The sequence below is a fragment of the Streptomyces sp. BF23-19 genome (assembly GCF_041106355.1).
GTDB classification, from domain to species: Bacteria; Actinomycetota; Actinomycetes; order Streptomycetales; family Streptomycetaceae; genus Streptomyces; species Streptomyces virginiae_A.
Genome location: NZ_JBGBPT010000016.1, coordinates 22,017 through 37,929 on the forward strand (window position 1 = coordinate 22,017; position 15,913 = coordinate 37,929).

Sequence of the window (15,913 nt, forward strand, 5' to 3'; positions counted from 1 at the left end):
CCCGCGGGCCGTGTGCTGGGGGCGCTGAGAAATCAGCCCCGCCGGCGTTCGAGGCGTTCTCGGACGTCAGTCCTTGATCTCGCAGATGGTGGCGCCGGATGTGACGGAGCCGCCGACCTCGGCCGTGAGGCCGACGACGGTGCCGGAGCGGTGCGCGTTCAGCGGCTGCTCCATCTTCATGGCTTCGAGTACGACGACCAGGTCGCCCTCGTTGACCTGCTGGCCCTCCTCGACCGCGACCTTGACGATCGTGCCCTGCATCGGGGAGGCGAGGGTGTCGCCGGACGCGACCGGGCCGGACTTCTTGGCCGCGCGGCGCTTCGGCTTCGCGCCACCCGCGGCGGCCGTACGGGCCAAGGTCATGCCCAGCGACGACGGGAGCGAGACCTCCAGGCGCTTGCCGCCGACCTCGACGACCACCGTCTCGCGGCCCGGCTCGTCCTCGATGTCATCCGCGGCCGGGGCCGTGAACGCCGGGATCTCGTTGACGAACTCGGTCTCGATCCACCGGGTGAAGACGGTGAACGGGCTGCCGTCGGTGGGGGCGAACGCCGGGTCGGCGACGACCGCGCGGTGGAACGGGATGGCCGTGGCCATGCCCTCGACCTCGAACTCGGCGAGCGCACGGGCGGCGCGCTGCAGGGCCTGCTCGCGGGTGGCGCCGGTGACGATCAGCTTGGCCAGGAGCGAGTCCCAGGCCGGGCCGATCACGGAGCCGGACTCGACGCCCGCGTCGAGGCGGACGCCCGGGCCCGACGGCGCGGCGAACTTCGTCACCGTGCCGGGCGCCGGGAGGAAGCCGCGGCCCGGGTCCTCGCCGTTGATGCGGAACTCGATGGAGTGACCGCGCAGGACCGGGTCCCCGTAGCCGAGCTCCTCGCCGTCGGCGATGCGGAACATCTCGCGGACCAGGTCGATGCCGGAGACCTCTTCGGTGACCGGGTGCTCGACCTGGAGGCGGGTGTTGACCTCCAGGAAGGAGATCAGGCCGTCGGCGGAGACGAGGAACTCGACGGTGCCGGCGCCGACGTAGCCGGCTTCCTTCAGGATCGCCTTGGAGGCGGCGTACAGCTCCGCGTTCTGAGCATCGCTCAGGAACGGCGCCGGGGCCTCCTCCACGAGCTTCTGGTGGCGGCGCTGGAGGGAGCAGTCACGGGTCGACACGACGACGACGTTGCCGTGCGAGTCGGCCAGGCACTGGGTCTCGACGTGGCGGGGCTTGTCGAGGTAGCGCTCGACGAAGCACTCGCCGCGACCGAAGGCGGCGACGGCCTCACGGACGGCGGATTCGTAGAGCTCCGGCACCTCTTCGAGGTTGCGGGCGACCTTCAGACCGCGACCGCCACCACCGAAGGCGGCCTTGATGGCGATCGGCAGGCCGTGCTCCTTGGCGAAGGCGACGACCTCGTCGGCCCCGGAGACCGGGTCCGGCGTACCGGCGACCAGCGGCGCCCCGGCGCGCTGGGCGATGTGACGGGCGGCCACCTTGTCGCCGAGGTCACGGATCGCCTGCGGCGGCGGACCGATCCAGGTCAGGCCGGCGTCGATCACGGCCTGGGCGAAGTCGGCGTTCTCGGACAGGAAACCGTATCCGGGATGGATGGCGTCCGCACCGGAGTCGGCTGCGGCCTGGAGGACCTTGGAGATGTCCAGGTAGCTGGCGGCCGGGGTGTCACCGCCCAACGCGAAAGCTTCGTCGGCCGCGCGGACGTGCAGAGCGTCCCGGTCCGGATCGGCGTAGACGGCTACGCTCCCGATCCCGGCGTCCCGGCAGGCCCGAGCAACGCGGACAGCGATTTCGCCACGGTTGGCGATGAGCACCTTGCGCACGATGGCTCCCTCCTTGAAACAAGCTGAGTTTAGGGACAGCCCACACGGCCTTTCGACCCTTCCCCGGTGGTGACCTTGCCCACACAGAGTGTGATGCGCGGGTCGATCCGGCGGAGAACCCTTGTGGCGCCCCAGGTCAGGGGGATCCCCGACTGCACAGTAACCCCGTCATGTATCCAAGGTCTCTGTCCCCCGGGTCAGCGGCCCCGGGTGATTCTTTGTCGAGTCCCTACGAACGGCCCACAGTTTCTTTGCGGTCGTGAGAGGAGTTGTCCCCTTGTTTACTGATTGGTAGCCCGGTCGTCCCGCGGGGCGAACAGGGACAACACCGTACCCACAGCGATGTGGCCCGCCCGGGCCCGGGCGGGCGGGAGCGCGCCGGGCGGGTCCTACGGATGGGCGGCAGCGGGGCCCGCGATCGCGCGGCGGCGACGCTACCGAAGAGTTGACAACCCGGGCGGGCCGAACGGCGTCCTACGGACGGCGTGGCAGAACGACGACAGCGAGACGAGGACGAGGTGATGGCCTTGGCAGGCTTCTTACCGGGGCCCCTTCCCGGCCGATCCGACGCGACAGAGGTCGGGTGCTGCTCACCGGACGTCGAAGCGTGAGCACCGGGACGAAGGCGCCCGCGGATCCGGCCGGGCGCCGAGTCCTGTCGGCGGCGCTGTGCGCGAGCGCCCCGGCGGAGGTGCTCGACTTCCTGCTGCCGCTGTGGGCGGGGTCGACGCTGCGTGCCGGAGCCTCCGTGGTCGGCGCGCTGATCGCCTTCGAGGCGCTACTGTCGCTGATCGTGCGCCCGCTGGCCGGGGAGCTGGCCGACCGCTTCGACCAGCGGCGGGTGGCGGCGGCCGGTGCGGGTCTGTACGCCCTGTCGTTCGCGGGCTACGCGCTCGCCGACTCACTGGTCGTGGCCTTCGCCGCGGCGGGCCTGGGAGGCGCCGGCGGGGCCCTGTTCTGGGTCGCGCTGCGGGCCTGGACCGGACAGCGGTCCCAGGAGGGTGACGGCACCTCCGCCTACGGCAGACTGCTGTCCGCGGAGGGCCAGGGCGCCTTCGTCGGCTACCTGGTGGCGTTCTCCCTGCTGGAACGCGCGGGTTACGCACTGCTGTTCTGGCTGGGCAGCGCCGCCTGCGCGCTGGCCATGGCCTCGCTGCTGCGCGGGCCCCGCCAGGAGCCGGCCCGGGGCGCGACCGGGCGCCGGGAGCGGTGGGGCACGGCGGAGCGCCGGCTGCTGCCGCTGATGGTGGTGTCCGCGGTGACGGCCGCGGCCGAGGCGGGGCTGTGGATGCTTCTGCTGCTCCGGCTGCAGGCGGAGCTGGAGCTGTCGCCGAACGAGATCGCGCTGGTCTTCGCCCCCGGCTTCGTGGTGTTCGTCCTGCTGCCGGCGCACGCGCACCACCTCACCGGCCGGTGGGGTCGGACGCCGACCATGGTCGCCTCGTTCGCGGCGAGCGCGCTGTTCGCCGCGGGGCTCGCGGTGGTCTCCACGCCGCCCGCCGTCGCCGTCCTGTGGACCGTGGCCGCCGCCTGTTTCGCCGCGCAGATCCCGGTGGAGCAGGCGACCGTGGCCGCCGCCTCCGGGGGGCGGTTCGGCCGGGCCATGGGCCTGTACGAGAGCGCCCGCCTGGCCGGTGTGGTGGTCGGCCCGCTGGTGATGGGCGTGCTCTACGAGGAGGCAGGCTGGGTCGCCGCCTGCGTGGCGGCCGCGGCGACCTCGGCCCTGGGGGCGCTCGTGGCGCCGTACGCGGTCCGCACCCTGGGCCTGCCGCAGGAGCGGAAGAAGCCCGGGCCGAAGACCGCCGACGTGGCAGTGGACCGAGCGGCCGGGACGGACCGGGCGGACGACGGCGACGACGGCGACGACGACGGCGACGACGACGGCAACGACGACGACAACGACGACGGCAACGACAACAGCGACAGCGGCATCGACAGGGGTAGGGGCACGGACATGGGTGAGCGGGAAGCGGCGGGGCAGCCGTCGGCGGGGGCCGTCCTCGGGCCGAAGGCCCACGCCCGCAAGGAGCGGCGGGACTGGTACATCCACACGGTGGTGTTCGCGTTGGGGCAACTGGTCCTGTGGGCCCTGGACTCCAGCTGGCTCGTATGGCAGCTCACGGATGGCGCCGTGCCCGACGAGCAGCGCGGACCGCTGGTCTGGGCCGGTCGGATCTGGCTGACCATCTGGGTGATCGACACCATCTGGTCCTGGTCGTACACCGCCTGGCCGCGGGAGAAGAAGCCGAAGTCGTCGTCTTAGCGGCGCCGTACGGGGGTCCGTGGGGCGGGAGGCGTCCGCAAGCCGGGTGTGCGGATGTCTTGCCCGCAGGGCTACCCGTTAGTAGCCTCCAGGCGTCGAACGGGCTTGTGACACGTGGGGGGTGGCGGCATCGTGCTGCGAAGACTCGTGGCCGGACTGGCCGCGATCGTGCTCGTCGTGGAAGCGGCGCTGCTCGTGCTCGTCCACTTCGTGCTGGGCCGGACCACGGCGAACCAGTCGATGTCGATCGCGGGCAGCGATCCGGATGTCATGTCCAAGGCGACCTACGCCATGGGGGCGGGCATGGGCGCCTTCCTCGTCCTGTGCGCCGTGTTCGCCGCCGTCACCGCGATCCGCGACCGCGCCCCGGGGCGCTTCGGCCGCGTCGTGCTCATCAGCGCCGCCGTCACCCACGGGGTGCTCGGCGTCCTCACCGTCGCCCTGGTCAACTGGGCCGCCTTCGCGTCGATGATGCTGATCCTGTGTCTGCTCGTCCTGACCCTGACGTCCTACGCCGCCCGGCCCGGCGACGGCAGCAGGGACGGTGCGGGCGAGGACACCCCGCCGCTGCCGCCCACGCCGCCGTTCGGGGAGATCAAGCCCACAAGTCCGTGATGGACACGTCCAGTTCGCCCAGCAGGGAACGCAGCAGCGGCAGCGACAGCCCGATGACGTTGCCGTGATCCCCGTCGATGCCGTCGATGAACGGCGCCGACAGCCCGTCCAGGGTGAACGCCCCCGCCACGTGCAGGGGCTCCCCGCTCGCCACGTACGCGGCCACCTCCGCGTCCGTGGGCTCGCCGAACCGGACCGTCGTCGAGGCCGTGGCCGAGACCTGCTGGCCGTCCGCCGTGTCGATCACACAGTGCCCGGTGCGCAGCACGCCCGCCCGCCCGCGCATCGACTTCCAGCGCGCGGTGGCCTCCTCGGCGTCCGCCGGCTTGCCCAGCGCCTCGCCGTCCAGCTCCAGCACCGAGTCGCAGCCGATCACCAGGGCGCCCGCGGCCTCGTCCAGCCCCGCCACGACGGCGGCCTTCGCCTCGGCCAGCGCCAGCGCCAGGGCGGCCGGCTCGTCGTGGTTCAGGGTGTCCTCGTCGAAGCCGCTGACGATCACGTGCGGGGCGAGCCCGGCCTGCCGCAGCAGGTTCAGCCGGGCGGGGGAGGCGGAGGCGAGGACGAGCTTGCGCCCGGTCGCCCGGGGCTCAGGTGTCGCAGTCATGGGGGCCATCGTAGGCGCGGCCCGCACCCCCGGGACCCGACCTAGAAGCCCACACCCAGGACGTACACCACCACGAGCATGGCGAGGGCGAGCACCACGGTCAGCCGCCGGATCATCGCCTGCGCGTCGCGCATGTCCTTGGGCGGCTCGTTCTTCGGGTCGGACCAGAGCATGCCCCGATCCTGGCCCGGGAAAGGGGTGTGGCGCCTGAGTACCCGTACTCAGGCGCCACCACCCGTTCACACCGGTTCGGCTACGCGGGCCAGTACGTACGGCCCCAGGCCCGCGGCCCCGGATGCGGAACCCGCCGCCGGGCCACCCGGGCCGGCGCCGACCACTCGTCCGTGACCTGAGGGGCGGGCGACGGTGCCATGGCCAGCATCGCCGCGCGCGCCTGAACCACCGCCAGTGCGGCGGCCAGCTCTTCCGGGGTCGGGTTGCCCTTGACGACCTTGATCACCACAGAGTCCTCCTGGAGGGGCTAGAGCGGAATGTTGCCGTGCTTCTTCGGGGGCAGGGACTCCCGCTTGGTACGCAGCTGCCGCAGCCCCTTCACCACGTGCGCCCGGGTCTCGGACGGCATGGTCACCGCGTCGATGTACCCGCGCTCGGCCGCCGTGTACGGGTTGAGCAGCGCGTCCTCGTACTCGGCGATGAGTCGGGCCCGGGTCTCCTCCACCTCCTCGGGGGCGGCCTCCGCGATGGTGCGGCGGTGCAGGATGTTCACCGCGCCCTGCGCGCCCATGACGGCGATCTGCGCGGTCGGCCAGGCCAGGTTCAGGTCGGCGCCGAGGTGCTTGGAGCCCATGACGTCGTACGCGCCGCCGAAGGCCTTGCGGGTGATGACGGTGATCAGCGGAACGGTGGCCTCGGCGTACGCGTAGATCAGCTTCGCGCCGCGTCGGATGATTCCGTTGTACTCCTGGTCGGTGCCCGGAAGGAAGCCCGGGACGTCCACGAAGGTCAGCACGGGGATGTTGAAGGCGTCGCAGGTCCGGACGAACCGCGCCGCCTTCTCGGAGGCGTCGATGTCCAGGCAGCCGGCGAACTGCATCGGCTGGTTGGCGACGACACCCACCGGGTGGCCCTCGACCCGGCCGAAGCCGGTCAGGATGTTCGGCGCGAAGAGCGACTGCGTCTCCAGGAACTCCGCGTCGTCGAGCACGTGCTCGATCACGGTGTGCATGTCGTACGGCTGGTTGGCGCTGTCCGGGATCAGCACGTCGAGCTCGCGGTCGGCGTCGGAGACCTCGGTGTCCGCCTCCTCCGGGAAGGAGGGCGGCTCGGAGAGGTTGTTCGACGGCAGGTACGCGAGCAGTGACTTCACGTACTCGATGGCGTCCTTCTCGTCGCCCGCCATGTGGTGCGCGACGCCGGAGGTGCTGTTGTGCGTGCGCGCCCCGCCCAGCTCCTCGAAGCCGACGTCCTCGCCGGTGACCGTCTTGATGACGTCCGGGCCGGTGATGAACATGTGCGAGGTCTGGTCGACCATGACCGTGAAGTCGGTGATGGCGGGGGAGTACACGGCGCCGCCCGCGCAGGGCCCGACGACCAGGCTGATCTGCGGGATCACGCCGGACGCGTGGACGTTGCGGCGGAAGATCTCGCCGTACATGCCCAGCGCGCTGACGCCCTCCTGGATCCGGGCGCCGCCGGAGTCGTTGATGCCGACGAGGGGGCATCCGGTCTTCAGCGCGAAGTCCATGACCTTCATGATCTTCTGGCCGTAGGTCTCGCCGAGGGCCCCGCCGAAGACGGTGAAGTCCTGCGAGAACACGGCCACCGGGCGGCCGTCCACCGTGCCGTAGCCGGTGACGACGCCGTCGCCGTAGGGCCGGGTCTTCTCCAGCCCGAAGTTGGTGGAGCGGTGCCGGGCGAACTCGTCGAGCTCGACGAATGATCCCTCGTCCAGCAGTAGGGCAACCCGCTCACGCGCCGTCAGCTTGCCCTTGGCGTGCTGCTTCTCCACGGCGCGGGCGGACCCGGCGTGGGTGGCTTCGTCGATGCGGCGCTGCAGATCCGCGATCTTGCCCGCGGTGGTGTGCATGTCGATCGGCTCTGACGGATGTGACATCGGGGTCGCGGCTCCCTGCGTGGTGTCAACTGCCTGGTCAATTGATTGACTACTGCTGGCTACTGGTGCGTAGCGTATCGGCGGGCATGGCGCTCGGCAGTGCGGCGTTTGACACACCTACATTGGGTTGCATGACGCCATCAGATGCCTCAGCAGGAGCTTCCTCCGGTCGCTGGTCGAGCCTGGACCGCCCGCCCCTGAATGCCGCCGCCCTCACGCGGGCGCTCGTCACCGGGGACGGGCTGTGGACCTCGCTGGAGGTCGTGGGCAGTACCGGGTCCACCAATACCGACCTTGCCACTCGGGCGGCGCGGCTGCCCGAGGGAGCCGTGCTCGTCGCCGAGGAGCAGAGCGCCGGGCGCGGGCGGCTGGACCGGAGCTGGGTCGCGCCCGCCCGGTCCGGGCTGTTCTTCTCCGTCCTGCTCAAGCCGGGCGACGCGGTGCCGCAGGAGCGGTGGGGCTGGCTGACCCTGCTGGCCGGTGTGGCGACCGCGACCGGGCTGTCCAGGGCGGCCGGCGTGGACACCGCCCTCAAGTGGCCCAACGACCTGCTGGTCAGCGTGGACGGCGAGGAACGCAAGACCGGCGGGATCCTCGCCGAGCGGGTCGAGGACGGCGTGATCCTCGGGATCGGGCTCAACGTCAGCCTGACCGAGGACGAGCTGCCGGTACCGGCCGCGGGGTCGCTGTTGCTGGCCAAGGCCTCCGTGACCGACCGGGACCCGCTCCTGCGGGCCGTCCTGCGGTCCCTGGAGGAGTGGTACGGGACCTGGCGCGCGGCCGGTGGCGACCCGGCGACCAGCGGCCTCCAGGAGACCTACGCGGCGGGCTGCGCGACCCTGGGCCGGCACGTCCGCGCGGAGCTGCCCGGCGGGCGCACCCTCACCGGAACGGCCGAAGCGGTGGACACCGATGGCCGCCTGGTGATCCGTACGGCCGAGGGCCTGCACGAGACGGTGGGCGCGGGCGACGTCATCCACCTGCGTTCCGTGCACTGACAGGGGCCAGGGGTGCCGGGTGCGGCGTCGTACCGGGGCCGCGGCCCCGGACCCCGCGCCCAGGTCGCGGACGGGCCGGAAGCGGGGAGGGGGAGTGAGCTACGGCACACCTGCCGTATGGTTTAGGCGATCCCGGTGCTCGTGGTGATCAACCGGTTCGCAGGGCAGTGCGCACGGAATGGACAGGAGGCGGCCCTTGACCGTCGACGACCCTACGGCCGGCGCGTCCGCCGGTGGCGGCTCCGCGTCCGGTCCGGGCACCCCGATCGGCCGTGACCAGCACACCCCGCACCACGAGGTCGATCACACGGCCCAGCCGACGGCGGATCCGCTCGCCATCCGGCTGGAGCAGCTGATCCTCGGTGCCGAGCGCCGGTACACGCCGTTCCAGGCCGCGCGGAGCGCCGGTGTGTCCATGGAGCTGGCCTCGCGCTTCTGGCGGGCCATGGGCTTCGCGGACATCGGGCAGGCCCGGGCGCTGACCGAGGCCGACGTGCTGGCCCTGCGCCGGCTGGCCGGTCTGGTGGAGGCCGGGCTGTTGTCCGAGCCGATGGCCGTGCAGGTGGCGCGGTCCACCGGGCAGACCACCGCCCGGCTGGCCGAGTGGCAGATCGACTCGTTCCTGGAGGGGCTGACGGAGCCGCCGGAGCCGGGCATGACCCGTACGGAGGTCACGTACCCCCTGGTGGAGCTGCTGCTGCCCGAGCTGGAGGAGTTCCTCGTCTACGTGTGGCGGCGCCAGCTGGCGGCCGCGACCGGGCGCGTGGTGCAGGTGGCCGACGACGACGAGATGGTCGACCGGCGGCTCGCGGTGGGCTTCGCCGACCTGGTGGGCTTCACCCGCCTGACGCGGCGGCTGGAGGAGGAGGAGCTCGGCGAGCTGGTGGAGTCCTTCGAGACGACGGCGGCGGACCTGGTGGCCGCGCACGGCGGCCGGCTGATCAAGACCCTCGGTGACGAGGTGCTGTACTGCGCCGATGACGCGGCGACGGCGGCGGAGATCGCGCTGCGGTTGATCGAGACGATGGAGCTCGACGCGCAGATGCCGGAGCTGCGGGTCGGGATCGCCTTCGGCACGGTCACCACCCGGATGGGCGATGTCTTCGGGACCACGGTGAACCTGGCCAGCCGGCTCACGTCCATAGCCCCCAAGGACGCGGTCCTGGTGGACGGGGCGATGGCCGAGGAACTCTCCCGGACCGGAGCCGCTCCGGTGTCGGAGAAGGAGGCCGAGACGGCGCCCGACGAGGGCGCGTCCTACCGCTTCGCGCTGCAGCCGATGTGGCAGCGGCCGGTCCGCGGGCTCGGCGTCGTGGAGCCCTGGTCGCTGACGCGGCGGAAGCCCAAGAACCCCGCCTGACGCGACTGCGGGCTCGAGCGGACGGGCGGGCCCGCGCCTTCTGCCGGCGGGCCGGGCGCAGCCGTGCCCCGCAGCGGCGCAGCCTTGACCCGGTGGCCTCCCCGCGCACTAGAGTGCGGCGATAACGCTCGTTAACCGGGAGGGTCGCAGGCATGTCTGAGCAGCGCTTCGGAGAGTTCGTAGCGGTACGTCGGGAGGGCGACGGGCACGTCGCGGAGCTGGCGATGGACCGCCCCAAAGCCATGAACGCGGTGTCGACGGAGATGGCCCGGTCGATCGGCGCCGCCTGCGCGGCGCTCGCGGCGGACCCGTCGGTACGGGTGGTGGTGCTGTCCTCCACGGCGGAGCGGGCCTTCTGCGTCGGGGCGGACCTCAAGGAGCGGAACTCCTTCTCCGACACCGAGCTGGTCCGGCAGCGGCCGACCACGCGGGGGGCGTACGGGGGCGTGCTGGCGCTGCCGATGCCCACGATCGCGGCGGTGCACGGGTTCGCGCTGGGCGGCGGCTTCGAGCTGGCCCTGGCCTGCGACGTGATCGTCGCCGACGAGACCTCGGTGGTGGGCCTGCCCGAGGTGTCGGTGGGTGTGATCCCCGGCGGTGGAGGTACGCAGCTGCTGCCGCGCCGGGTGGGTGCGGCGCGGGCCGCGGAGCTGATCTTCACGGCGCGCCGGGTGGAGGCGGCCGAGGCGCTGTCCCTGGGGCTGGTGGACTCGCTGGTCCCGGCCGGTCAGGACACGGCGGAGGCGCTGGCGCTGGCGTCCCGGATGGCGGCGAACTCCCCGGTGGGTCTGCGGGCGGCCAAGCGGGCGCTGCGGCTGGGCCACGGGATGGACCTGGAGGCCGGTCTGGAGATCGAGGACGCGGCCTGGCGGACGGTGGCCTTCTCCGGCGACCGGGTGGAGGGCGTCGCGGCGTTCAACGAGAAGCGCAAGCCGAACTGGCCCGGGGAGTAGCCGGCCGGGCGACGGTGTCGCCGATCACCCTTGGTGATCTTGGCGGCACCGAAAGTCGTGCCAATTGTCTCCAAATCCGACAAAAGTCCCTAGCCTGGGGTGATGGGAGTTGACGGGCGGCTACGGGCCGTGGTGGGACTCGCTCAGGCGATGGCCGCGGCGTGTGCGCCGCGGGACAGCGTGCGGGCGGCCGCGCGGGGCGCGCGCGTGGCGCTGGACGGCTCGTTCGCCGCGATCTCCGCGTGGGAGCGGGAGCGGGGGCGCCTGCGGGTGCTCGTGAACGAGGGCGAGCGCCGGGCGGGCGAGGAGGAGTTCCCCGAGGACGAGTCCTACCCGGTGCACGACTTCCCCGAGATCACCGAGTTCCTGCACGAGCTCTGGGTGGGCGGCGGCGGCCCGCACGCCTGGGTGGAGAGCGCCGTCGGCGACCGGCCGGGACGGCGCGGGGACGCCCTGCGCCGCCGCGGCCGCGGGACCTGTGTGGTCGCGCCCATCGTGCTCAGCGGCCGCGCCTGGGGCGAGCTGTACGTCGCGCGGGACGAGGGGCTGCCCGACTTCGACGAGGACGACGCCGATTTCGCCACCGTGCTCGCCGCCGTGGTCGCGGCCGGTCTCGCGCAGAACGAGCGGCTGGAGGAGGCCCGGCGGCTCGCCTTCACCGACCCGCTGACCGGGCTCGCGAACCGGCGGGCGGTCGACATGCGCCTCGACGAGGCCTTGGAGGAACACCGCCGGACCGGGGTGGTCGTCAGCCTCGTCGTCTGCGACCTGAACGGCCTGAAGAAGGTCAACGACACCCTCGGGCACGCCATGGGCGACCGGCTCCTGGAGCGGTTCGGGTCGGTCCTGAGCCTGTGCGGGGCGATGCTGCCCGGATCGCTGGTGGCCCGCCTGGGCGGCGACGAGTTCTGCCTGGTCGGGGTCGGCCCGACGGCGGACGAGATCGTGCGGGTCACCGAGGAGGTGTGCACCCGGGCGGCCGAGCTGGAGCTGGGCGAGGGGGTGGCCTGCGGGGTGGCCTCCACCGGCGACCCGATCGGCCTGGTGAAGTCCTCCCGGCGGCTGTTCCGGCTCGCGGACGCGGCCCAGTACAAGGCGAAGGCCGCGCGCTCGCCGAAGCCCGTCGTGGCGGGCCGGGACACCGCGGTGGTCCGGCTCGCGGACGCCGCCGCCGAGGAGGCTCCGGGGGAGCGGCGCCGGTTCCGGGGCCGCCAGTGACCGGCCGCCCGCGGCGTCGGCCCGTAAGGGGTCCAACCGCGTCGCGATCGTGACAGTTCAAGCTAGTGACATGAAGCGATTCAATCCGTAGGGTGCTGAATATGGATATGCACACTGTCGTGGTGGGGACGTCCGGGACCACCGCCGAGGACGTCATCGCCGTAGCCCGCGGCAACGCACGCGTCGAGCTCTCCGCCGAGGCCCTCGACGCCCTCGCCCGGGCCCGCGAGATCGTCGACGCCCTGGCCGCCAAGCCCGAGCCCGTCTACGGCGTGTCCACCGGGTTCGGTGCGCTCGCCTCCCGGCACATCAGCCCCGAGCTGCGTGCCCAGCTCCAGCGCAACATCGTCCGCTCGCACGCCGCCGGCATGGGCCCGCGCGTCGAGCGGGAGGTCGTCCGCGCGCTGATGTTCCTCCGCCTCAAGACCGTCGCCTCCGGTCACACCGGCGTACGCCCCTCCGTCGCGCAGACCATGGCCGACGTGCTCAACGCGGGGATCACCCCCGTCGTCCACGAGTACGGCTCCCTGGGCTGCTCCGGCGACCTCGCGCCGCTGTCCCACTGCGCGCTCGCCCTCATGGGCGAGGGTGACGCCGAGGGCCCGGACGGCACCGTCCGCCCCGCCGGTGAGCTGCTCGCCGAGGCCGGTATCGAGCCCGTCGTGCTCCGCGAGAAGGAGGGCCTCGCCCTCCTCAACGGCACCGACGGCATGCTCGGCATGCTGGTCATGGCGCTCGCCGACCTCGGCAAGCTCTACACCTCGGCCGACATCACCGCCGCCCTCACCCTGGAGGCGCTGCTCGGCACGGAGAAGGTGCTCCAGCCCGAGCTGCACGCCATCCGTCCGCACCCGGGCCAGGGTGCCTCCGCCGCGAACATGGCCGCCGTCCTCAAGGGCTCCGGGCTCGTCCGGCACTACCAGGAGGAGACCGCCCCGCGCGTGCAGGACGCCTACTCCGTGCGCTGCGCCCCGCAGGTCGCCGGCGCGGGCCGCGACACCATGGCGCACGCCGCCCTGGTGGCCTCCCGTGAGCTGGCCGCCGCAGTCGACAACCCGGTGGTCCTGCCCGACGGGCGCGTGGAGTCCAACGGCAACTTCCACGGGGCGCCGGTCGCCTACGTGCTGGACTTCCTCGCCATCGCGGCCGCCGACCTCGGTTCCATCGCCGAGCGCCGCACCGACCGGCTGCTCGACAAGAACCGCTCGCACGGCCTGCCGCCGTTCCTCGCGGACGACGCCGGCGTCGACTCCGGTCTGATGATCGCCCAGTACACGCAGGCCGCCCTGGTCAGCGAGATGAAGCGGCTCGCGGTGCCGGCCTCGGCCGACTCGATCCCCTCCTCCGCCATGCAGGAGGACCACGTCTCGATGGGCTGGTCGGCCGCGCGCAAGCTCCGTACCGCCGTCGACAACCTGACGCGGATCATCGCCATCGAGCTCTACGCCGCCACCCGCGCCATCGAGCTGCGCCACGGGCTGACCCCGGCCCCGGCCAGCCAGGCCGCGATCGCGGGCGCCCGCGCGGCGGGTGTGCAGGGTCCTGGGCCGGATCGTTTCCTCGCCCCTGACCTGGCCGCCGCCGACGAGTTCATCCGTACCGGCGGCCTGCTGGCCGCGGTGGAGCCGGTGACGGGTCCGCTCGCCTGACGCCAGGCCGCGTACGCGCCGAAGGGCCGCCCCGGGATCCGTTCCCGGGGCGGCCCTTCGCGTGTCTACGGCGCGTGCGAGCGGCGGATCGAGAAGGCCACGAAGCCCGCCCCGACGCCGAGGAAGAGGGTGCCGCCCAGGAGGTAGGGGGCGGTGTCCACGGATCCGGTGTCGGCGAGCAGGGACTGCGGTCGCGAACCCGGCCCGGAGGCCGTTCCCGTGACCGTCCCGGGCGCGTCGGAGTCGGCGTCGGAGTCGGCGGAGCCGGTCGCGCCGGTGGCCGCCCGGGCGGCGTTCGCGCCCGCGGGCACACCGGAACGGGTCTCCTCGGCGCCGGCGGAGGTGGCGCCCGCCGATGGTACGAACCACAGGGCGGCGAGGAGGGTGGTCGCTCCGAGAGCGGTGAGCAGCGGTCGGCGTGCGGACACGGTGCGATCCCCCTTGTGGCAGCAGCGAATTGGCCGTGTGCGGTGATGCTACGGAAAGGGGCGGGTCGTGGGAAAGTCGGGGCTTCCGCGGGCTTACTCTCCGTCGTATGAACTCTTCTGAGACATCACGTTACGTACGACTTCGAGTGGATTTGGTGCTGGAGGTGCCCGACGTCCAGGCACTCACCGGAGCCGCGCTCGCGCACATCAAGGCCGACGAGTTCATGCCGGACGAGGAGCGCGGCCACGCCGAGTCCGCCGTCCGCGAGGACGAGTCGGAAGCCCTCGCCTACCTCGTCGACCCCACTGACCTGGTCGTGGACATCCCCGGCGTGGAGCTCGCGCAGGCCTCCTGGAGCAGCGAGCCCGTCGAATACGACCCCGAGTCCATGGAGTGGGACCTGGACGAGGAAGATGGGGACTTCGACGAGGAACCCGACAACGCCTGACCGTGTGGTGGACCACATCCGAACGGAATGTGGAACCGGCCGGCGCCGTTAACGCGTTGTCAGGACCAGGCAGGGGGTCTGCCCCCTGCCCGGCCAACCCCGGGGACGGTCGGCTTCCGGGGTATCCGGCAACGATGGAGTGGCGTGTGAGGACGGACAGTATGCGGCGGAGAAGGTCCCTGGTGGCCATATCCGCGGTGCTCGGTGGGGTACTGATGCTCACGGCGTGCGGCGGCGGCGACGACGCGAAGCCGAAGGGCTCCGAGGCGGGCAAGGCCCAGGCGGACGCCGACGCGGCAGCCGCCAAGGACGCCTCCAAGGCCAAAATAACCATCACGCCGAAGGACGGGGCCACGAACGTCGGCCTCAACGACGCGGCGAACGTCGCCGTCGCCGACGGCACCCTCACCCTGGTCGAGCTGAAGACCAGCGAGGGCGCGGCCGTGGCCGGCAAGATCGCCGCCGACGGCAAGAGCTGGAAGCCCGACGCCGCGCTGAAGCGCTCCACGAAGTACGCCCTGGCGGCGACCGCCAAGGACGCGGACGGCCGGGAGGCGCACGAGAACGCCTCCTTCACCACCATCTCCCCGGAGAACAGCTTCGTCGGCTCGTTCATCCCCGACGACGGTCAGACGGTCGGCGTGGGCATGCCGGTGTCGATCACCTTCAACAAGCCGATCCAGGACAAGAAGGCCGTCCAGGCGGCGATCTCGGTCACCTCCACCAGCGGCCAGGAAGTCGTCGGCCACTGGTTCGGCGCGCAGCGCCTGGACTTCCGCCCGGAGCAGTACTGGCAGGCGAACTCCACCGTCACGATGAAGCTGGCGCTGGAGGGCATCCAGGGCGCTCCCGGCGTCCAGGGCGTGCAGAACAAGACCGTCACCTTCAAGATCGGCCGCAGTCAGACCTCCCAGGTCGACGTGAAGAGCAAGAAGATGACGGTCACCCGGGACGGCGCGGTCCTCAAGACCATCCCGATCTCGGCGGGCTCCCCGGAGAACCCGACCTACAACGGACAGATGGTGATCTCCGAGAAGTTCAAGGAGACCCGGATGGACGGCTCCACCGTCGGCTTCAAGGACAGTGAGGGCAAGGGCGAGTACGACATCAAGGACGTCCCGCACGCCATGCGGCTGTCCCAGTCCGGCACCTTCATCCATGGCAACTACTGGGGAGCCGACTCGGTCTTCGGCAGCGCCAACACCAGCCACGGCTGTGTCGGTCTGAACGACGCCAAGGGCGCGGGCGACCCGAACCAGCCCGCCGCGTGGTTCTACGACAACTCGCTCATCGGCGACGTGGTCGAGGTGATCAACTCCCCGGACAAGGTCATCAAGCCCGAGAACGGCCTCAACGGCTGGAACATGGGCTGGGCGGAGTGGAAGGCCGGCTCGGCCGCCTGACATCCCGCACCGCACGCGACGACGGCGGGGATCCCTCACGGGGTCCCCGCCGTCCGTCGTTCGGCCGGA

Annotated in this window: 15 protein-coding genes; 9 read left to right on the forward strand and 6 right to left on the reverse strand. The window is 72.1% G+C overall.

Translation table 11 applies throughout. From position 1 onward, the window contains the following. Nucleotides 1–66: 66 nt before the first annotated feature. A complete protein-coding gene (locus AB8A24_RS11935; protein ID WP_328961948.1) occupies nt 67–1,830 on the reverse strand; it encodes a biotin carboxylase N-terminal domain-containing protein in 1,764 nt (587 codons plus the stop codon). 607 nt (nt 1,831–2,437) lie between these two features. Here AB8A24_RS11935 and AB8A24_RS11940 point away from each other — a divergent pair. Both AB8A24_RS11940 and AB8A24_RS11945 read left to right on the forward strand, forming a co-directional pair. Continuing rightward, nucleotides 2,438–4,093, forward strand: coding sequence for an MFS transporter (locus tag AB8A24_RS11940; protein ID WP_369475492.1), 1,656 nt, complete (start codon nt 2,438–2,440; stop codon nt 4,091–4,093). Between the two features lie 132 nt (nt 4,094–4,225). Then, a complete protein-coding gene (locus tag AB8A24_RS11945) occupies nt 4,226–4,708 on the forward strand; it encodes a hypothetical protein (protein ID WP_369475493.1) in 483 nt (160 codons plus the stop codon). On the opposite strand, the gene AB8A24_RS11950 is transcribed toward AB8A24_RS11945, so the two are convergent. The 4 genes from AB8A24_RS11950 to AB8A24_RS11965 all read right to left on the reverse strand — a co-directional run bounded on the left by AB8A24_RS11950 (nt 4,689) and on the right by AB8A24_RS11965 (nt 7,386). Then, nucleotides 4,689–5,312 carry a nucleoside triphosphate pyrophosphatase gene (locus tag AB8A24_RS11950; RefSeq protein ID WP_369475494.1) on the reverse strand — a complete coding sequence of 208 codons (624 nt, stop codon included), beginning with the start codon at nt 5,310–5,312 and terminating at the stop codon, nt 4,689–4,691. The genes AB8A24_RS11945 and AB8A24_RS11950 overlap by 20 nt on opposite strands. Nucleotides 5,313–5,353: 41 nt before the next feature. Then, the gene (gene mmpB, locus AB8A24_RS11955; protein ID WP_328961944.1) at nt 5,354–5,485 is read right to left on the reverse strand and encodes a morphogenic membrane protein MmpB; all 132 of its coding nucleotides are present in this window, start codon (nt 5,483–5,485) and stop codon (nt 5,354–5,356) included. A gap of 80 nt (nt 5,486–5,565) precedes the next feature. Further along, nucleotides 5,566–5,772, reverse strand: a complete 207-nt coding sequence (locus AB8A24_RS11960) for an acyl-CoA carboxylase epsilon subunit (RefSeq protein ID WP_078851035.1) — start codon at nt 5,770–5,772, stop codon at nt 5,566–5,568. Between the two features lie 21 nt (nt 5,773–5,793). Further along, nucleotides 5,794–7,386 carry an acyl-CoA carboxylase subunit beta gene (locus tag AB8A24_RS11965; RefSeq protein ID WP_030712415.1) on the reverse strand — a complete coding sequence of 531 codons (1,593 nt, stop codon included), beginning with the start codon at nt 7,384–7,386 and terminating at the stop codon, nt 5,794–5,796. Nucleotides 7,387–7,517: 131 nt separating this feature from the next. On the opposite strand from AB8A24_RS11965, the gene AB8A24_RS11970 reads away from it, so the two are divergent. The 5 genes from AB8A24_RS11970 (at nt 7,518) to hutH (ending at nt 13,564) form a co-directional block, all read left to right on the forward strand. After that, on the forward strand, nt 7,518–8,384 hold the full coding sequence (locus tag AB8A24_RS11970) for a biotin--[acetyl-CoA-carboxylase] ligase (RefSeq protein ID WP_030712412.1): 867 nt from the start codon (nt 7,518–7,520) through the stop codon (nt 8,382–8,384). Nucleotides 8,385–8,580: 196 nt separating this feature from the next. Further along, nucleotides 8,581–9,744, forward strand: a complete 1,164-nt coding sequence (locus AB8A24_RS11975) for an adenylate/guanylate cyclase domain-containing protein (RefSeq protein WP_033219671.1) — start codon at nt 8,581–8,583, stop codon at nt 9,742–9,744. A 152-nt stretch (nt 9,745–9,896) separates the two neighbouring features. Next, nucleotides 9,897–10,697 carry an enoyl-CoA hydratase-related protein gene (locus AB8A24_RS11980; RefSeq protein ID WP_328961943.1) on the forward strand — a complete coding sequence of 267 codons (801 nt, stop codon included), beginning with the start codon at nt 9,897–9,899 and terminating at the stop codon, nt 10,695–10,697. A 102-nt stretch (nt 10,698–10,799) separates the two neighbouring features. Continuing rightward, nucleotides 10,800–11,915, forward strand: a complete 1,116-nt coding sequence (locus AB8A24_RS11985; protein ID WP_030712403.1) for a GGDEF domain-containing protein — start codon at nt 10,800–10,802, stop codon at nt 11,913–11,915. Nucleotides 11,916–12,022: 107 nt separating this feature from the next. Continuing rightward, nucleotides 12,023–13,564 carry a histidine ammonia-lyase gene (gene hutH, locus AB8A24_RS11990; protein ID WP_030712401.1) on the forward strand — a complete coding sequence of 514 codons (1,542 nt, stop codon included), beginning with the start codon at nt 12,023–12,025 and terminating at the stop codon, nt 13,562–13,564. Nucleotides 13,565–13,629: 65 nt separating this feature from the next. Here hutH and AB8A24_RS11995 read toward each other — a convergent pair whose 3' ends face one another. Further along, nucleotides 13,630–13,992 (reverse strand): hypothetical protein, encoded by a 363-nt coding sequence (locus tag AB8A24_RS11995; protein WP_328961942.1) that lies wholly within the window; start codon nt 13,990–13,992, stop codon nt 13,630–13,632. A 107-nt stretch (nt 13,993–14,099) separates the two neighbouring features. Between AB8A24_RS11995 and AB8A24_RS12000 the strand changes: the two genes are divergently transcribed. Further along, nucleotides 14,100–14,441, forward strand: coding sequence for a hypothetical protein (locus AB8A24_RS12000; RefSeq protein ID WP_051763183.1), 342 nt, complete (start codon nt 14,100–14,102; stop codon nt 14,439–14,441). 134 nt (nt 14,442–14,575) lie between these two features. Further along, a complete protein-coding gene (locus AB8A24_RS12005) occupies nt 14,576–15,844 on the forward strand; it encodes an Ig-like domain-containing protein (protein ID WP_369475495.1) in 1,269 nt (422 codons plus the stop codon). Nucleotides 15,845–15,913: the final 69 nt, after the last annotated feature.

Bases quoted from the DNA above. Each gene is read 5' to 3' on its own strand.
- AB8A24_RS11985 (WP_030712403.1), top strand. From the start codon at position 10,800: ATGGGAGTTGACGGGCGGCTACGGGCCGTGGTGGGACTCGCTCAGGCG.
- AB8A24_RS11980 (WP_328961943.1), top strand. From the start codon at position 9,897: ATGTCTGAGCAGCGCTTCGGAGAGTTCGTAGCGGTACGTCGGGAGGGC.
- AB8A24_RS11970 (WP_030712412.1), top strand. From the start codon at position 7,518: ATGACGCCATCAGATGCCTCAGCAGGAGCTTCCTCCGGTCGCTGGTCG.
- AB8A24_RS12005 (WP_369475495.1), top strand. From the start codon at position 14,576: ATGGAGTGGCGTGTGAGGACGGACAGTATGCGGCGGAGAAGGTCCCTG.
- AB8A24_RS11965 (WP_030712415.1), bottom strand. From the start codon at position 7,386: ATGTCACATCCGTCAGAGCCGATCGACATGCACACCACCGCGGGCAAG.
- AB8A24_RS11950 (WP_369475494.1), bottom strand. From the start codon at position 5,312: ATGACTGCGACACCTGAGCCCCGGGCGACCGGGCGCAAGCTCGTCCTC.
- hutH (WP_030712401.1), top strand. From the start codon at position 12,023: ATGCACACTGTCGTGGTGGGGACGTCCGGGACCACCGCCGAGGACGTC.
- mmpB (WP_328961944.1), bottom strand. From the start codon at position 5,485: ATGCTCTGGTCCGACCCGAAGAACGAGCCGCCCAAGGACATGCGCGAC.
- AB8A24_RS12000 (WP_051763183.1), top strand. From the start codon at position 14,100: ATGAACTCTTCTGAGACATCACGTTACGTACGACTTCGAGTGGATTTG.